Below are 16,551 nucleotides of genomic sequence, written 5' to 3'. Positions count from 1 at the left end.
GCGATGCCCAGGATCTTCATCAGCCACGCCAGCGCAAATAACGCTCTCGCGCTCGCGGTCGGACACTGGCTTGCCGATAACGGCTGGGATGACTACTTCGTTGACCTCGAGCCGGTCGAGGATTTGGTTCATGACGAACGCTGGCAGGAGGCGCTCAAGTCTGCGGCCGACCGCTGCGAGGCCGTGCTGTTTCTGATTTCGCCCGCGTGGTGCGACTCTCGCTCGTGCCTGGCCCAGTTAACCCTTGCCAGGTTTCTGGGCAAGACAATCTTCGGTGTGCTCGTCGAGGCGATGCCGCTCGACGCCTTGCCGAAAGAGTTGACGGTGCGATGGCGGCTCTGTGATCTCGCCACTGGGACTCAACGCCAGAGCTTCCGGGTCTCGCATGAGCCGCTTGTTCCGGCAACTGAAGTCTCTTTCGCCAAAGCGGGGCTTGCCCGGCTCGAGTTTGGGCTGCGACAGGCCGGGTCCTCCCCGTCGGGCTTTCCGTGGCCGCCGGCTAACGATGCCAAGCGGCCCCCTTATCCAGGACTGAGAGCGCTGGAGGCCGAGGATGCGGCCGTGTTCTTTGGCCGGGACACGGCGGTCTTGCGCGGGCTCGATACGCTACGCAGCGTCCGTGAGCAGGGGGGCGAGCGGATGTTGGTGATCCTCGGCGCGTCCGGAGCGGGCAAGTCGTCCTTCCTGCGGGCGGGCCTGTGGCCGCGTCTGAAGTGCGATGACCGAAACTTTTTGCCGCTGCCTGTGATCCGGCCAGAGTGCGCTGTTCTTACCGGTGCCACGGGACTAGTCGTCAGTATCGAGCTCGCCTTTCAGGAACTCGCTGCACCCAGGACGCGCGCCGAGATCCGCCAGGCAGTTCAGACTCCTGATGGATTTGAGAAACTGCTTGGCCAGCTTCAAACGCTGCACTGCTCGCGGCTCGGATCAGATGCCGTGGCGCCGACCGTTCTGATCTGTATCGACCAGGGCGAGGAATTGTTCAGCGCAGAAGGCGAAGAGCAGTCTTCGCACTTCCTGTCCTTGCTTGCGAGGACGCTCGCGACGGCGGAAAACGGGGCGATTCAGGCGATCGGCAAACGGCAGCGTGCGCTTGCGGTCGTGGCGATCCGCACAGACGCTTACGAGCCATTGCAGAGCGCGCCAACGCTGCGCGGCATACCACCGCGCGTCTTCAGCCTCCCTCCATTCGAGCGCGCGGAATTCAAGGCGGTGATCGAGGGTCCTGCCGCGCGGGCTACCGCCGCCGGGCGTGAGCTGACGATCCAGCCAGCGCTGATCGAGCGGCTTCTTCACGATACTGAAGGGACAGACGCATTGCCCTTGCTGGCCTTTTCGCTCGAGCGGCTATTTACCGACTATGGCGCCACAGGAAGCTTCAGCCTGGCCGACTATCAGGCGATAGGGGGTATGCGCGGTTCCATCGAGGCCGCGGTCGAATCGGCATTTGCCGATCCCGGACGGGCGCCTGCTGTTCCAGCAGATAAGGCTGAGCGCGAGCGTCTACTGCGCGATGGCTTGATCCCATGGCTCGCGCACGTCGAACCGCTGACGCAACAGCGCAAGCGCCGTGTGGCACGCTGGGATGAGCTTCCCGAGTCCGCCCATGCCGTGCTGAAGCGTCTCATCCGGTATCGATTGCTATTGGAAGACCGACGCAAGGCCGAAGCTGGCGATGAGGAAATCACCATCGTTGAAATCGCGCACGAGGCGCTGTTACGGCAGTGGCCTGTCCTTACCACCTGGCTCGACGCGGACGCAGATGCGCTCAATACAGTCGACACCGTGCAGCGAGCGGCGCAGGAGTGGCAAAAGAACGGGCAGGGGCCGGCCTGGCTAGCCCACGCCGGCGAGCGGCTGGCGAGCGCGGAAGCCATCCTGCAGCGGTCGGACTTCGAACGAATGCTGGGCGCGGATGGCCTTTCCTATTTGCGGGCTTGTCGCGGGCGCGAGGAGGGCGCACGCGCGGAGCGCGAGTCGCAGTTGCAGCGGATCGCTCACACACGGACAGCGTCTACGCAGCGAGTCATCCAGGTACTGATGGGCGTAATCGCGTTCATTCTGATTGCGACAGCAGGGTGGATCATTCACCAGACCCGGACGGTCGCGCGCCAGACTTCTGTTGTGCTGGTGTCGGCCGCGACGATGGCGAACGACGCGGGAATTTACGATCGCGCAATGCGCTTCGCGATACTGGCGATGCGCAAGAGTTGGCTTTCGCCGGGATCGGTTGACGCGGAGCTGGAGCTCATGCGCGGCGCGCAGGCATCGATGCAAATTGCGGTGCTCGGTGGGCATCAGGATGCGGTCGATTCCGCCGCGTTCAGCCCCGAAGGCAAGCGGGTGGTGACCGCGTCCTGGGATGGGACCGCGCGGGTGTGGGACGCGGCTACCGGCAAACAGATCGTGCAACTCAGCGGACATCAGGGTCTGATTTATTCCGCCGTCTTCGGCCCGGACGGCCGGCGCGTGGTGACCGCGTCCGCGGACAGGACCGCGCGGGTCTGGGACGCGGCGACGGGCAAACAGATCGCGCAGCTCCGCGGGCATCGGGACCTGGTTTATTCCGCCGCCTTCGGCCCGGACGGCCGGCGCGTGGTGACCGCGTCCGCGGACAGGACCGCGCGGGTTTGGGACGCAGCTACGGGCAAACAGATCGTGCAGCTCAACGGGCATCAGGGGCCGGTTTTCTCCGCGGTCTTCAGCCCGGACGGCCGGCGCGTGGTGACCGCGTCCGCGGACAGGACCGCGCGGGTGTGGGATGCAGCGACCGGTCACGTGATCGCGCAGCTCAGCGGGCATCGGGACCTGGTGAGCTCAGCGGCCTTCAGCCCGGATGGCCGGCGCGTGGTGACCGCGTCCGATGACAAGACCGCGCGGGTATGGGATGCCGCGACCGGTCACGTGATCGCGCAGCTCACAGGGCATCAGGGACCGGTTTTCTCCGCGGCCTTCAGCCCGGACGGCCGGCGCGTGGCGACTGCGTCCGATGACAAAACCGCGCGAGTGTGGGATGCGGCGACCGGCCACGCGATCACGCAGTTCAACGGACATCAGGGACCGATAAGCTCCGCCGTCTTCAGCCCGGACGGCCTGCGCGTGGTGACCGCCTCCGATGACAAGACCGGGCGGGTGTGGGATGCGGCGACCGGACAGACGATCGTGCAGCTGATCGGACACCAGGGGCCGGTAAACGTCGCCGTGTTCAGCCAGGACGGTCAGCGGGTGTTGACTGCATCGCGTGACAGGACCGCGCGCGCGTGGGACGCGGGCAAGGGGATCTTGCTGCTCAGCGGGCATCAGGAGCCGGTTGTTTTCGCCGCCTTCAGTCCGGACGGTCAGCGTGTGGTGACTGCGTCCCGTGATAGGACCGCGCGGGTGTGGGACGTCGCCACGGGCAAGCAGATTGCGCTGCTCAGCGGGCATCAGGGTTGGGTAGACTCCGCTGCGTTCAGCCCTGACGGCCAGCGGATAGTGACCGCGTCCGCGGATCAGACCGCGTGGATGTGGGATGCGGCCGCGGGCAGACAGATCGCCCAGCTCAGCGGGCATCACGGGGCAGTTTTTTCCGTCGTCTTCAGCCCGGACGGCCGGCGGGTGGTGACCGCGTCCGCGGATGGGACCGCGCGGGTGTGGGACGCGGCCACGGGCAAACAGATCCTGGTGCTCAGCGGGCATCAGGAGCCGGCAGATTCCGTCGCCTATAGTCCGGACGGCCAGCGGGTGGTGACTGCGTCCTGGGATGGGACCGCGCGGGTGTGGGACGCGGCCACGGGCAAACAGATCCTGGTGCTCAGCGGGCATCGCGGGACGGTTTTTTTCCGCCGTCTTCAGCCCGGACGGCCGGCGCGTGCTGACCGCGTCCGCGGATGGGACCGCGCGAGTGTGGGACGCGGCGACGGGCAAACAGATCGGCCAGTTCAGCGGGCATCAGGGGGCGGTGGGTTCCGCCGCCTTCAGCCCGGACGGCCAGCGGGTAGTGACCGCGTCCGCGGATGGGACCGCGCGAGTGTGGGACGTGGCGACTGGCCAGGTGATCGCGCAACTCACCGGGCATCACGGAGCCGTGAGCTCCGCCGCCTTCAGCCCGGATGGCGAGCGGGTGGTGACCGCGTCCGCGGATCAGACCGCGCGGGTGTGGCCGATCCCTTGGCTTATGCAAAATCGAGGGCGGAGTTTGGCGATGGCGGTGTGCAAGGAAAGGCTTGTGGGAGCAAACTTGCTCACAACCGGTGATGGAGCCGCCCTTTCTCCCGTGCGCGGGCGCCAGGGCGAAAACGTATGTGGATCCTGATTTGCCGACCGGACGACAGGAGCATCGAATGAAGCCGACACGCAACGCCGATTCCGTCCCAGGCGAGTGGTACATCGACACAGCGTGCATCAATTGCGGTGCATCGCGTCACGTCGCGCCGGGGCTGATCGTCGAACGAAACGACAAGAGTGTCTTCTTGCGGCAGCCGGTTACGCCCGAAGAGCACGTCGACGCCTGGCGCGCGGTGCTCGTGTGTCCTACGGCCTCGGTACGGAGTGAAACGAAGCAGCCTCGTCCGGGTGCCGTGATCTTTCCACAGCCGATCACGTCGGCGGTGTGGCGCTGCGGATTTAACGCGCGGTCGTCGTTTGGCGCGCACTCTTACTTTGCGAGGCGCCCGGACGGCAATCTGCTGATCGACTCACCGCGCTACGCGGCGGAACTCGTGAAATGGTTCGACGACAACGGTGGTATCGCGCATATCCTTCTGTCGCATCGTGACGACGTCGCGGACGCGGATAAATACGCCCGTCATTTCGGCGCGCGCGTCTGGATTCACCGGGAAGACATGTCGGCTGCGCCTTACGCAACGGACTTGCTCGACGATGCATCGGCGACGGATATAGCCGCCGGCGTGCGCGCGATTCCTGTGCCCGGGCACACGCGCGGGAGCGTCGTGTACCTGCTCGACGACAGTGTGTTGTTCGCGGGTGATTCGCTTGCATGGAGCCCGCGCGCGCGGGACCTCGTCGCGTTCAGGGACGCGTGCTGGTATTCATGGTCTGAGCTCACCGAATCGCTTGGCAAGCTAGCCGCGTATCGCTTCGACTGGTTGCTTCCTGGTCACGGCTGGCCCACGCACTTGCCGGCCGAGGAAATGCGCACCCGCTTGCTCGCGTTGGTTGTTCGCATGCGGAAGGATTGAGGTTGACGGGCTTTCGTGGCGAGAAGTGCCGCAACGCAGGTAGGGCTGAGAGTGTGGTCTCGCGCTCCGCGCAGACCAGCCGTGAAAAACAAAAAACCCCGTAAGACTTTGATCTTACGGGGTTTCTCGAACTACATCGGCTTACGCCGGAACAACTTGTGGTGCCCAGGAGAGGACTCGATTTAATCGTATAACTAATTGAATTTACGTATGAAAGATTATATCGATCTTGGTCGATGTACTAGTTGATGTACTAGAGGGTCCGTCGGTTGCTGTGGCAATCGCACAAATTGCCGTCGGCTGCGATAGGCCATGGGTTGTTGCGGAAATGCAACGAAGTTTTGATGCGGGCCCGTTAGTGGCGAACAGACACCGAGATAGCCGGCGAGAATACGGTAGGGTCTGTAAGCCACACGGACAAAATTCTTTCTTATCGGCTGCAGAAGTCAACAGCTTGCAGAGATTGTTGATCTTTCTTCTGGCCCTATTGTTTATTTCAAGACCCGCTGGTGCAGGGACTGTCGCGACACGACATGGCTACGGTTCGAATGCCTCAGCAACTTCGCGGCCTCGATCGGACTGGTACCACGGCAACACAGCATCGGCGGACGAAGTGTCCTGTGCGGAATTAGCAAGCGAGGTGACAAGCATTTACGCCACTTGCTCGTGCAAGGCGCCCGCGCGGTCATCCAACGCGCAGAGCAGCGCAACGACAGGCTCGGCGCGTGGATCCGGTCCATGCTGACGCGACGGCACGCGAACGTGGTGGCCTATGCGGTCGCCAACAAGCTCGCGCGGATCGCCTGGGTGGTGCTGACCAAACACGCCGCTTACGATGCCGCGCGCCTGGAGCCTGCGAACTGATTCACCGTTTCACCCAACAAGGTTTTGCGACGGCTGGAAGTTTGATGGTCGAACGGCACAGCGACCGGACGAAGAACCTGACAAGTTGTACAGCTCGTAGCAACTGCCGACATTTTGAGGATGATCCGGTGCGGTTTTCATCGCGGAACAGCGATTCCGGATAGATTTGCGCGAGCCACGAAAACATCAGAACCAGAGGTTGCAAATCTCGGGCTGGCCATAGATTACAACTTGGCTGGTACATCGCCATGTCCCCGCTAAGTTCAAACGTCGTGCAGCCAGCTAAATAGAAATGTCGGGTTTTGCCTGCCTTGTCCTGTCTTTATTTATGGTTTTGGGGTGGGGCGGCGCAGCCGCCCCACGTCCCTCCATCAGTTTGGTGCTGACTTCGAGAATCGCCTGATTGATGTCGGCAACCTCGATGGCACGCTGTTTCTTCAGTCCGATGAGCGCTTTCTTTGCCTGGACCTGCTCGCCACTGTGTGTGCGCGATGGTGAACCTGACGCGCGGCGGTCGTCGCGGATGGCCTGGACACGACGGGCAACTTCCAGTGCGCTCGCGAGGCGCTTGTTCTCAACTTCGGCTCCCTGGTCGATGTGCGTGATCCGGTCATACTGGCGGTACGGCAACGCAACGCCACCGGTCTGCACCTCGATCGCGCCATCCGGATATTCGACGACCTCGACGTATTCATGGATCAGCCCGCGACTGACTGGCGTGTCGTCCAGCAGATACATCACCCGGTCGTACTGTACCGTCAGTGCATTCGATATCCTGCGCGGCACGCGATAGGCCAGTATCTGTCTAAGATCCTCATCAGCCCGCAGCGGCCGGTGCGCGTTGTAGTCGCTCCTGGGTGGCTTGCCAAAGCGCCGGTTGAAGTCGGCGATGAAGGAGGGCGCCCAGGCATTAGCGGCCTCCCGCGTACTGATGCCGCGCAGCCTGAGTTCCTTGACGAGCCGGTCCTGCAGCGTCAGGTTGGCCCGCTCCACGCGCCCCTTGGCCTGACTCGTGTTCGCACAGAACGCGTCGATATTGAGCTCGTACAGGGCTCGCCCAAACTGCGTGACGCCCTTGCCGGCGGTCTCCGAGCGCTTCTTGACATAGAACACGCTGGCCTTGTCGCTGTAGAACGCCACCGGCTTGCCATGCACGCCCAGATACTTCTGCAGCGCCTCGAAATAGCTGAAGGTCGACTCCGTCGCCGTGAAGTGCAGCGCCATCAGTCGTCCGGTCGCATCATCAATGAACACCAGCAGCGTGCACGCCGGCGCCCGGTCCTCGAACCAGCGATGGTCGCTGCCATCGATCTGGATCAGCTCGCCCAGGCAGGCACGACGGTTACGCGGCTGATAGACCTTCGGCGGGCGCTCCTTGCGCGGAATCCACAGACCGGCCGCTCGCATCAGTGTGCGCACCGTCTCGACCGCCAGATCGATGCCATGACACTCCCGAAGCTTCTCGCACGCCAGCGTCGGGCCGAAATCCGCATAGCGCTCACGGATCAGCGCCAGTGCCCGTTGAGCCTTGCCCGGAGGCAACTGGTGATTGCCCGGGCGACCGCGCTTGCCCGACACCAGTCCGGCCACGCCAGCCGCCTGGTAGCGCAGCACGAGCCGCTCGACCTGTCGCACGCTCAATCCCAGCCGCTCAGCCGCCTGACCAGGCTTGAGCCGGGCTTCGGTCACCGCCTGGATGACCTTGAACCGGTCAACTTCCCGCATCGTCATCGTGATCGTCCCAGTCGCGTTCATCGCCGGCGCGCTCCATGTGGATGTCCGGCGGACAAACTACCCAGAACACGACATTTCTATTTAGCGGAAACCCGACATTTCTATTTGGGACCTACACGCCAGTCTTCGATAATTTCTTTTATGCAAAGCTAACAATCCAGCGCGAACGACCAGGCAAGCGGCTCACAGCCGTGTCAGCCCGACGTCGCAAGATACCAACCGCCGCTCGACGAGACCGCTTGCGGACGTCACGCTCGCTATGAGCCCCACGTAGACGATCGCGGCGCCCGCGAGCGGCCCAACCTGAAAGGGTGCTGACGTGCGCGTGGTGCGGCGTCCTCGGCTGCCAGACAATCGAAGAAAGTGGACGAGACGTTCGTGTTGAATATGGCCGCCTACAACCTCGTGCGCATGCGCTCACTGGCACAGGTCCGCCTGTAGTGGGGAAAGACGCGGCAATGAGGCCGGAAATTCGTCTCAAACCGCCGAACAAGCGTAAGCGGCTCAGCTGGGCCGTTCGTCCATTCGCGTGCGCGTAAGGCAAGATGGTGACTGGAACTGCCAGTCAGGTAGAGGGATCTGGCGGACTGCTTGGTGTGTGCAGCTTGTCGGCCACACGCCAAGGCAGGAGTTCGTCGATGCGATTGATTTTGTGACCGGCGATATGGGTTAGCACGTAGTCGAGGTAGGCACGCGGATCGATGTTATTCAGTCTGCAAGTGCCAATCAATGCGTACATCGCGGCTGCCCGTTCGCCGCCGCTGTCTGAACCGGCGAATAAAAAATTTTTCCGACCCAGGCTTACACAACGCAGCGCGTTCTCCGCGATGTTGTTGTCGATCTCGAGCGTACCGTCTTCGCAATACAACGTCAGTGCACTCCACCGGTTCAGCGTGTAGTTGATCGCCTTGGCCGTATCGGACTTCGACGACAGCGTTTCAAGCTTTGCCCTAAGCCACGCTTCGTAGATTTGAAGCAGTGGTCTGGCTTTCTCCTGCCGTATTCGCAACCGCTCGGCGGCTGGCCTGCCGCGAATGGAGGCCTCGATTTCGTAGAGCCCGCCAATATATTCGAGTGCCTTTTGTGTTGTGTCCGACGGCGTGCGCACGTGGATGTCGTAGAACTTTCTCCTCGCGTGGGCATGGCATGCCGCCTCGCGTATCGAGCCATCGCGGAACAATTCGTCGAAGCCTGCGTACGCGTCCGCTTGCAGAATCCCTTTGAAGCTGGCGAGATGGGTTTGAGGATGGATGCCTTGCCGGTTCGGCGAGTACGCGAACCAGACCGAAGCCGGTTGCGCCGAACCCGAGCGACGATCGTCGCGCACGTAGACCCATAGCCGGCCGGTACGGGTCTTCCTGTTGCCCGGTGAGAGCACCGGGATCGGCGTGTCATCCGCGTGCAGCTTGGTAGCGGCCACGGTATAGCGGCGCAGCGCCTCTGTTAGCGGAGCGCACAGCGCCTCACACTGGCCAACCCAGCGCCCCATACTGGCCCGGTCAAGCGTCACGCCATCGCGCGCCGCGATCGTCGATTGCCGGTACAACGGCTGGTGGTCTGCATACTTCGAGACGAGGATGTCTGCCAGCAAGCTCGGATGGGCGATGCTCCGCTCGATCGGCAGCCCAGGCATCGGCAGCTGCGTGATAGTGCTGCAGCACGGGCAAACCAGTTTGCGCCGGATCGTGCGAATGACCTTGAACGCCGCTGCAACCCGGGCGAGTTGTTCGGATGAGTCCTCGCCGAGCGCCTGCATTGGTTGACCGCAATCAGGGCAGCTTGATTCAGGCTCGAGCACATGATCCTCGCGCGGCAGATGCGCGGGAAGCGCTTGCCTGGAAGCCGCTTCGTCCGCCGTTGTGTTCGAGGTGGACGCATTTGCACCGAGGGCCTGCGCACGCTGCACATCCACAACGCCGCGCCCGGCGGCCAGATCCTCAAGTTGAGTCTCGAGCGTCTCGATTTGCCGCTGCAGCTGCTCGGACTTGCGACCGAACTGCATGCGTCTGAGCTTGTCGATCTGCGCCTTGAGCTGCTCAATCTCGACATCGCGTTCGGCAAGCAGACTACGGGCCTCGACCAGCAAGGCCTTCAGCAGTTCGATATCGTCAGGGAGATCGGCGCCGTTCGACATGCGCCGTAGTTTACGAGTCTGCCTCGCCGTTTACAACATCGATAATGCGGCGGTGCGGCGGGGCTGTCGCCAGTCGATGCCCTCAAGCAGCATCGACAGTTGTGCAGAACTCAGATGGACCTTGCCACCGTCGGCCTTGGGCCATATAAAACGGCCTCGTTCAAGCCGCTTCGCGAGCAGCCAGATTCCGTCCTCCGTTGCCCAGAGAATCTTTACCAGATCGCCGCGACGGCCCCGGAAGATGTAGACGTTGCCGCCCAGCGGGTTCTCCTCAAGAGCTGTTTGTACCTTTGCGGCCAACCCCTGAAACCCGCAGCGCATATCAGTAACGCCCGCAGCGATCCATATGCGCGTGCCTGCCGGTAGGGAGATCATGAGCGCAGACTACCCAGCACGATCCGCAGCATATCCGCGTCAACCAGGCCATCCACTTTAACCACCGCACGACCGATCCGGATCTCGATCGTGCCGACAGGTGACGCGGACTTCGCGCCTTGCGCTTGCGGCTCTACCGGAGCTGACGCAATGACCTCCGTCGGCGTGTCGCTGAGCAATACGACCGGAATGAGCCCGGCAGATCGAGCTTGCTGATCGGCCAGATATCGCCGCCGCCAGGTGAACAGCATGTTCGCGTTGATGCCATTCTCCCGGGCCAGCTTCGCGACTGATACGCCAGGCTCGCAAGCTGCTGCTGCCAGTCGCTCACGCAGCTCCCGTGGGTAGTTCGGGCGTCCCGTCCGGGAACCAGGCTTCTTCTCCGCAGACTGTGTCAAAGTGGTGCCCATCAGATTGGAAATGATGGGCATCACTTTGATGTCGCCCTCAGCCACCGTCTATAACGGCCGGCACGAGCCGCTTACGAACAAGCGTGGAATCCATGTTGAAATCGCACAATGCGATAAACGGCGCAGCGAGAGCCGCGTAAGCGCAGAAAGGCGGCTTGATACACGCTTACGCAGGAAACCGTTCTCGCACGTCCTGCGGTCGAGCAGTGCCAGCAAAGTCACCGGGAGTTTGCCGCGTGATCTGCGGAGGCGCACGAGTCCATTGAGAAAGCCGCGGTCGACTTGAATGTGCGACCGAGGAACCGTAGCCGGCAGAGCGACGGAAAATGCTGACCACTTGGCTTGAGAGAACGTCAAGGCCGCTGAGCCAAGCGGATCGCAGCTGTAGTTGTGCTACGCCTCCAACGTCTCGGAGAGAACGTCCTGAAAGCTAGTGGGCGGGTGTCCGGCAAGGCGCTCGACATCACCGGTCACAATGTCGAATGCGCCCGCGACAAAGTTGCTCTTAATCTCCAGGATGGCACTGACGACCTCTTCGGGGAGACCGGCCTGGGCGAGGCCGCCCTGGAGTTGATCACGGGAAAGGGGGGCGAAGCTGACCTGCGCGCCGGTGACTTTCGCGACGAGCGCCGCTCGCTCTTCTCCAGTCACGGTGGCTGGTCCCGTAGCGTTGTAGATTGCCCCCGCGTGCCCCTCGCCAATCAGAATGCCGGCGGCAGCCGCGGCCACGTCGTCCCGAGAAACATAGGCAACACGTTCGGGTCCGAGTCCGGCTAGGATGCCAGAGCCAAATGAGCTCTTGATCTCCTCGGCCATGGACTCAGCGTAATAGTTCATTCGCAGAATGGTCCATTGGGACACGGTACGAATGAGATGTTGCTCGCCTTCCCAATACGGGGCGCCAAGCGATGGCTCCGTTACCTCTTTCGTCCCCGCCGCAGACACGAGCACGACGTGGGGGACTCCAGCATAGTGAGCCGCGTCAATGGCAGCTTTCAGTTGGCGGCCTCGTACCCCCGGGCGCAAGTCAGCGCTGGGAATGAGTAACAGGCGGTCAATGCCGCGATAGGCTTGGACCAACAGGTCTGGACGGTCGTAGTCACCTTCCCGTCCTTCCACCGGAGCGGGCACAGTTGAGGGCGTGCGGGTGATGCCGACTAGCGCCACGTTTGTGTGTTGCCTGCGCAGAGCGGACAGCACTTCTTGGCCGAGATTACCACTGGCTCCACTAACTCCGATCTTCATTTGCCAACCTTCCTTTCGTAGCGAACAGAATGTTTTCAGAAATGTGCGCGAAAACTGGATTCTTGCCAAGAATGAACAAGTTGGTTCTCAACGAACATTTATGTTCCTACGCTGGATGAAGCTACGAACGGAATACGACCGCAGAGCCGGACCGAAGCGGTACACTTGACCGACAAACACGCGATACACAATGTTCTAATCGTATCGACGACAAAATGAACAGTGACGGTCGTGGAAGTGTTTCCCTAGGGACGACGCCTCCACGCCAGCCCCCCGGACAGCTCGATGGTCGTCGTGATTCATCGACGCCAGTCTCGCCGAAGTCGCTCCAAGCCATTGGAAAACCGAATGTAGCGCGAGCGCCATTGACGGAATCGGGGCAGACGGTGTCGACAACGATCTCGCCGCCTAACTTACGGGAACGAAAGCCGGCAGGATACCTGCAATGCTGGGCTTCTCGCCGCCGGAGCAGGAATGTCGATCGAGACGCCGCAAAATGGCTCGGGCTAGCTCCCGGCAATTGCGCAGGATTTGAAGCTGATTGCACATGATCAAGCGACCTAACTGGTTCGCGTTGACGTCGTGAGCCATGGTGGCACGTGCGACCGACGCGTTATGCTTCAATCATAGTGCCACCAGTCCGAGTCCAGCATCCTCATTCCGTTCGCGTCGGTCGTCTTGCTTCTGGTCAACAGCCAGCCTGATGCGGACGTCCCGATTTTCGGTCATTGCCCCTTGAGCACGTTTGCCCATGCGGACTCTTGAACTCGGACCTTCAGCCACTCGTGAGAATGGAGTCTTTTATCGGATGCATACAGCTCTTCTTCGTGCCGGCGTGCCTTTGCTTGTACTCTTCTGAAGAGCACCATTCCCGGGTGCGGCAAACTTCAGCGGATTGTGTATCCGCCATCTACGACCAGAGCGTGGCCAATGACGAAGGTTGAGCCGGGACTGCAGAGCCATAGTACAGCCTCCGCAATCTCCTGTGGGCGACCGAGGCGGTTGATAGGAACTTCGCGCATCATCTCATTCATCAAAGCCGACTCTCCTTGGAGCATCGCCGAAACCATCGGTGTTTCGATGATTCCGGGGCAAACAGCGTTCACGCGGATACCGCGGCTGGCGAATTCAAGGGCGGCACTCTTGGTCATGCCGAGCACGCCGTGCTTCGCAGCATGGTATGCCGCTCGCCCAGGCAGGCCCACTAATCCCCCCATGGAAGAGCAGTTTACGATCGCGCCGCTCCCTTGGTCGCGCATCTGGGCCAATTGGTATTTCAGGCAATTCCAGACGCCGCGCAAATTGATGGCTTCAATGCGGTCGTAGACCTCATTCGGAACGTCGGGAACATCGACAGCTGGACTCTGGATGCCTGCATTGTTGAACGTTGCATCGAGGCGTCCGAAGGTGGCGACCGTTTGCTGAATCATCGACTTGACCTGAGTCTCGTCTGAGACGTCGCAAGCGATACCGATGGCCTCATGGCCGGCAGCCTTGAGTTGCTCTGTTGCGGCTTGAAGAGTTTCAGCGTTGACGTCGGAAAGTACGACCCGAGCACCACTGTGCGCAAATGCGGTGGCCGTCGTCAAGCCCATACCGGATGCCGCGCCCGTCACAAGGGCGACCTGTCCACTGAAATCGTACGAAATACCCATGATGTCGCGTCCTATCGATCGAAATAACTCGGGATGCCATCGCACTTGAAGCTAACGCGACGGATCTGGCGAACGTCTATTAAAAGACCGTGGCGGAAATCAGTAAATAGACGAAAAATGAAGGCAATTATGAACTTCCTTCATGACTTCCATCCGCCATAAGTTCGTTCGATACTTATATCCGACGCGGGTTACATCCATGAGCTTAGATCGTGACAACCGAATTCCAAAGATGCGCGGCAAACGAACGGCCCGTTGCTCGGTGGCAAACTTAAAAAAAGCACCGTGCATGTAGAAAATTGTGAAGGCCGGTGCTTGTGAGTTAACTTTTTTACGAATTACACGAGCCGGCTAGCGCTTGCGTGCATGCCGGCGTGTTGCCCAGTTGCCAAAACGTGAGAGTGATTGCAAATCCAAAGTCGCCGCGTAACGTGACAAACCGGGGCCGAATCGAGAATTCGTGATGCATGAACTTGCCAACACGTGGCGCGTGAGCTGCTACCGTCGTCGATGATCTCGAGAAAGAGGCTGTCGACACCTCGTTGACCATGACATGTCTGGCTTATACGTCGCTCGGGAATCGGACCGTGCTGAGTTTCCGTGGCTATTTCACGGCGGCGCGAACATGCGAGGGACTCCGAATTTACGGGTCGCGCGCTAGACCACTAAGCGTATGCGAGCGTCACTTTGGAGTTGGTTCAAGCGGGCAAGCCGACGCAGAACGCGGACATCGAATCGTTCAACGGCAAGTACCGCGACGAATGCCTTAACGAGCTCTGGCTCACGACGCATGCACACGCTCGGGCTGTCATCGCGGCACGTCAGGATTTTGACGAGCAAAGGCCGCTCAGCGCACTACACTACCTTTCGCCATCAGAGTTTGCGGCGAAACATCGAGCAACAGCGGATTCTCCTGACGCTATCCAGGAGCTGGTTCAAAGGGACTTTGCTAGATGCCCGTCGGCCTATTGAAGGGGGCAAGTCAGTGATCATACTCTGTCGGAATATTCACTCCTCGCAAACCGTACGAGAAGCCCATCATGATCGAGGATATTTCCCGTATTATGCGGAGTGGTAGACAAATTGGACAGTGAGATGACGAGATATGAGGACGAAGAAGATCTGAACGCGCCCCCAGAGTGCAAGGCGCTCGGACAAGTCCTAGACCGCATCGGAGACAAATGGACGATCATGGTCGTTGGTGTCCTTACGCGTGAACCAACGCGCTTTAACGCCATTAAGAGACTTATCGGCGGTATTTCTCACCGCATGCTGACGCTAACTCTCCGAGGCCTGGAGCGTGACGGTCTCGTCAAACGAACCGTTTATGCAACGGTTCCCCCGCAAGTCGAGTACGAGCTGACGGAGCTTGGTCGCTCATTGATCGAACCGCTCAATAGTCTTGCATTTTGGGCTCATCGTCACCGTGCGGAAATCGAACGTGCACAGGGCGAATTCGACAGCAGGGAATGATAATTGCGCGACCACAATCTCACGGTTGCCCGCACGCAACCGTGTGACATCGTGATCGGACCGCGGCGAGACGTGACAGCGCGGTGGACGTGCCACGTGCGCGCGAGTTAGGCGCGGCACGTCGCGCGTCGTCGCTCCGCGCGATGACGGAATGTCGCATGAATCGGTTGTCGATCCAGTGATCTTCGGAACAGGACGATTTGCTGCAATATCCTTTCAGCGGTCAAAGCGCGCGGGCTCGATCAGGCCTGGCCGCCAATCGCGAAAGTCTGACCCTCCACGTATTTACCGACCCCGGCCATGCCTCTCCAACGACGATTTCGTATAGAGCAACCGGCCTGCAACACCGCCGGAGCCAAAAACACTCGCCGCGCCAACCAGAAATACCGCCGCGAGGCCAAGATGCCCGCCGACCCAACCTAACGTTGGACTGCCAACGGCCATCGCCACATCGAGGAAAGCTGTGAAAATGCCCATCGCGAGGCCCCGGTTTTTCGGTGACGTTGCGCTTACAGCCTCCACGCCGAGTCCCGGATAGACGAGCGAATAGCCAAATCCTGCAACTGCTGCACCCGCCGACGCAACCAGCGATGTTCTCGCAAGCCACATCAATATCAGGCCCGCTGCCTGTATAACGACAAACACCAGTGCGACCTTTGCACCACCGAAACGGTCGGGTAGGTGGCCTGCAACCGAGCGCGCCAGCATCAGCGCGAGGCCAAATGCGGTAAATGCCATCCACACCGGATGCCAGTGTTTGTCGGCGTAGAACAGTGAACTGAATGCAAGGATTGCACAGTAGCCTATACTTGCAAGTGCGGCACCAACGCCCGGTAGCCATACCGCGCTTATTACCGTCTTCAGTGGCGCATGTTCCCCGTGCGGGTGAGGCGCGACTGATGGCATCCGGACAAGATACAACAGAACGACAAGCGGCAGTGCAGTCGTGGTCAGAGCGATCGTAATAAAGCCTTCTGACATATAGAGAACAGTGCCGACAGGGCCGGCGAGAGCCATCGACGCAAACATCGCGGTGCCTACCCAGGCGATGACTTTGCCAGCGTGGTCCTTGTCAACAAGTCCGAGTCCCCAGGCAACAGCTCCGGTGATGATGAAACTCTCCGCTCCACCGAGCACCGCTCGTCCAATGAGTAGGATCGAGACGGAGACAATAGGTAGCTTTATGAAAGCGAGCGACAGCAGATAGAGCAATCCTGCCGCTACAGCGCCGATCAGTCCTGTTACGACACCCTGTTTCGCGCCATGGCGGTCGGAGTAAGACCCTGCCCAAATCCGGGAAATCAGTGATGCGACGAACTGTGCGCCTGCAACGAGCCCAACGACAAAAACGTATCGAACCCGAGGTCATCATGAACGTGCAGGGGCAGAACTGGCAGCGCGACACCGATGATTACGAAGCCGACGAGGACGGCTCCCATGATTGGCATCAGCGTCAATAAGACCGCACCGTCGCTCGCCTT

11 protein-coding genes and 3 pseudogenes are annotated in these 16,551 nt (G+C 60.8%); 7 read left to right on the top strand and 7 right to left on the bottom strand.

Annotated features, from left to right (window positions below):
* Positions 1 to 3: 3 nt before the first annotated feature.
* The 4 genes and pseudogenes from QFZ94_RS23280 to QFZ94_RS23265 form a co-directional block, all read left to right on the top strand.
* A pseudogene (locus tag QFZ94_RS23280) lies at positions 4 to 3,711 on the top strand (PQQ-binding-like beta-propeller repeat protein); the annotation flags it as partial.
* 31 nt (positions 3,712 to 3,742) lie between these two features.
* Complete coding sequence (locus QFZ94_RS23275; RefSeq protein ID WP_429461900.1) at positions 3,743 to 4,294, top strand: WD40 repeat domain-containing protein; 552 nt, start codon at positions 3,743 to 3,745, stop codon at positions 4,292 to 4,294.
* A gap of 28 nt (positions 4,295 to 4,322) precedes the next feature.
* Positions 4,323 to 5,180, top strand: coding sequence for an MBL fold metallo-hydrolase (locus QFZ94_RS23270; protein ID WP_368582789.1), 858 nt, complete (start codon positions 4,323 to 4,325; stop codon positions 5,178 to 5,180).
* Positions 5,181 to 5,723: 543 nt separating this feature from the next.
* Positions 5,724 to 6,044 (top strand): annotated as a pseudogene (locus QFZ94_RS23265) (transposase); the annotation flags it as partial.
* Between the two features lie 282 nt (positions 6,045 to 6,326).
* Here the strand turns inward: QFZ94_RS23265 and QFZ94_RS23260 are convergent.
* From QFZ94_RS23260 to QFZ94_RS23235, 6 genes are all read right to left on the bottom strand, one after another.
* Positions 6,327 to 7,799: an ISNCY family transposase gene (locus QFZ94_RS23260; RefSeq protein WP_429459100.1), complete on the bottom strand. Its 1,473-nt coding sequence runs from the start codon at positions 7,797 to 7,799 to the stop codon at positions 6,327 to 6,329.
* A 544-nt stretch (positions 7,800 to 8,343) separates the two neighbouring features.
* Positions 8,344 to 9,912 (bottom strand): IS66 family transposase, encoded by a 1,569-nt coding sequence (gene tnpC / locus QFZ94_RS23255; RefSeq protein ID WP_429459835.1) that lies wholly within the window; start codon positions 9,910 to 9,912, stop codon positions 8,344 to 8,346.
* A 30-nt stretch (positions 9,913 to 9,942) separates the two neighbouring features.
* Positions 9,943 to 10,287, bottom strand: a complete 345-nt coding sequence (gene tnpB, locus QFZ94_RS23250; RefSeq protein WP_254346648.1) for an IS66 family insertion sequence element accessory protein TnpB — start codon at positions 10,285 to 10,287, stop codon at positions 9,943 to 9,945.
* On the bottom strand, positions 10,284 to 10,742 hold the full coding sequence (gene tnpA / locus QFZ94_RS23245) for an IS66-like element accessory protein TnpA (RefSeq protein WP_429459834.1): 459 nt from the start codon (positions 10,740 to 10,742) through the stop codon (positions 10,284 to 10,286). Before tnpA ends, tnpB begins: the two co-directional genes overlap by 4 nt.
* A gap of 348 nt (positions 10,743 to 11,090) precedes the next feature.
* A complete protein-coding gene (locus QFZ94_RS23240) occupies positions 11,091 to 11,942 on the bottom strand; it encodes an SDR family oxidoreductase (protein ID WP_429459833.1) in 852 nt (283 codons plus the stop codon).
* Positions 11,943 to 12,829: 887 nt separating this feature from the next.
* Entirely contained in the window at positions 12,830 to 13,597 is a 768-nt protein-coding gene (locus QFZ94_RS23235) for an SDR family NAD(P)-dependent oxidoreductase (RefSeq protein ID WP_429459831.1), read from the bottom strand.
* 454 nt (positions 13,598 to 14,051) lie between these two features.
* Between QFZ94_RS23235 and QFZ94_RS23230 the strand changes: the two are divergent.
* Together QFZ94_RS23230 and QFZ94_RS23225 are read left to right on the top strand one after the other, a co-directional pair.
* Positions 14,052 to 14,569, top strand: a pseudogene (locus QFZ94_RS23230) (integrase core domain-containing protein); the annotation flags it as partial.
* A gap of 123 nt (positions 14,570 to 14,692) precedes the next feature.
* Positions 14,693 to 15,070, top strand: coding sequence for a winged helix-turn-helix transcriptional regulator (locus QFZ94_RS23225; protein ID WP_429459829.1), 378 nt, complete (start codon positions 14,693 to 14,695; stop codon positions 15,068 to 15,070).
* Positions 15,071 to 15,355: 285 nt separating this feature from the next.
* On the opposite strand, the gene QFZ94_RS23220 is transcribed toward QFZ94_RS23225, so the two are convergent.
* Entirely contained in the window at positions 15,356 to 16,363 is a 1,008-nt protein-coding gene (locus tag QFZ94_RS23220; protein WP_429461898.1) for an arabinose transporter, read from the bottom strand.
* A 14-nt stretch (positions 16,364 to 16,377) separates the two neighbouring features.
* On the opposite strand from QFZ94_RS23220, the gene QFZ94_RS23215 reads away from it, so the two are divergent.
* Positions 16,378 to 16,530 carry a hypothetical protein gene (locus tag QFZ94_RS23215; protein WP_429459827.1) on the top strand — a complete coding sequence of 51 codons (153 nt, stop codon included), beginning with the start codon at positions 16,378 to 16,380 and terminating at the stop codon, positions 16,528 to 16,530.
* Positions 16,531 to 16,551: the final 21 nt, after the last annotated feature.

Source organism: Paraburkholderia sp. JPY465 (assembly GCF_050436725.1).
Taxonomy (GTDB): Bacteria; Pseudomonadota; Gammaproteobacteria; order Burkholderiales; family Burkholderiaceae; genus Paraburkholderia; species Paraburkholderia youngii.
The sequence above is the reverse complement of the archived record's forward strand: the minus strand, read 5'-3'. Positions and strand labels throughout refer to the sequence as shown.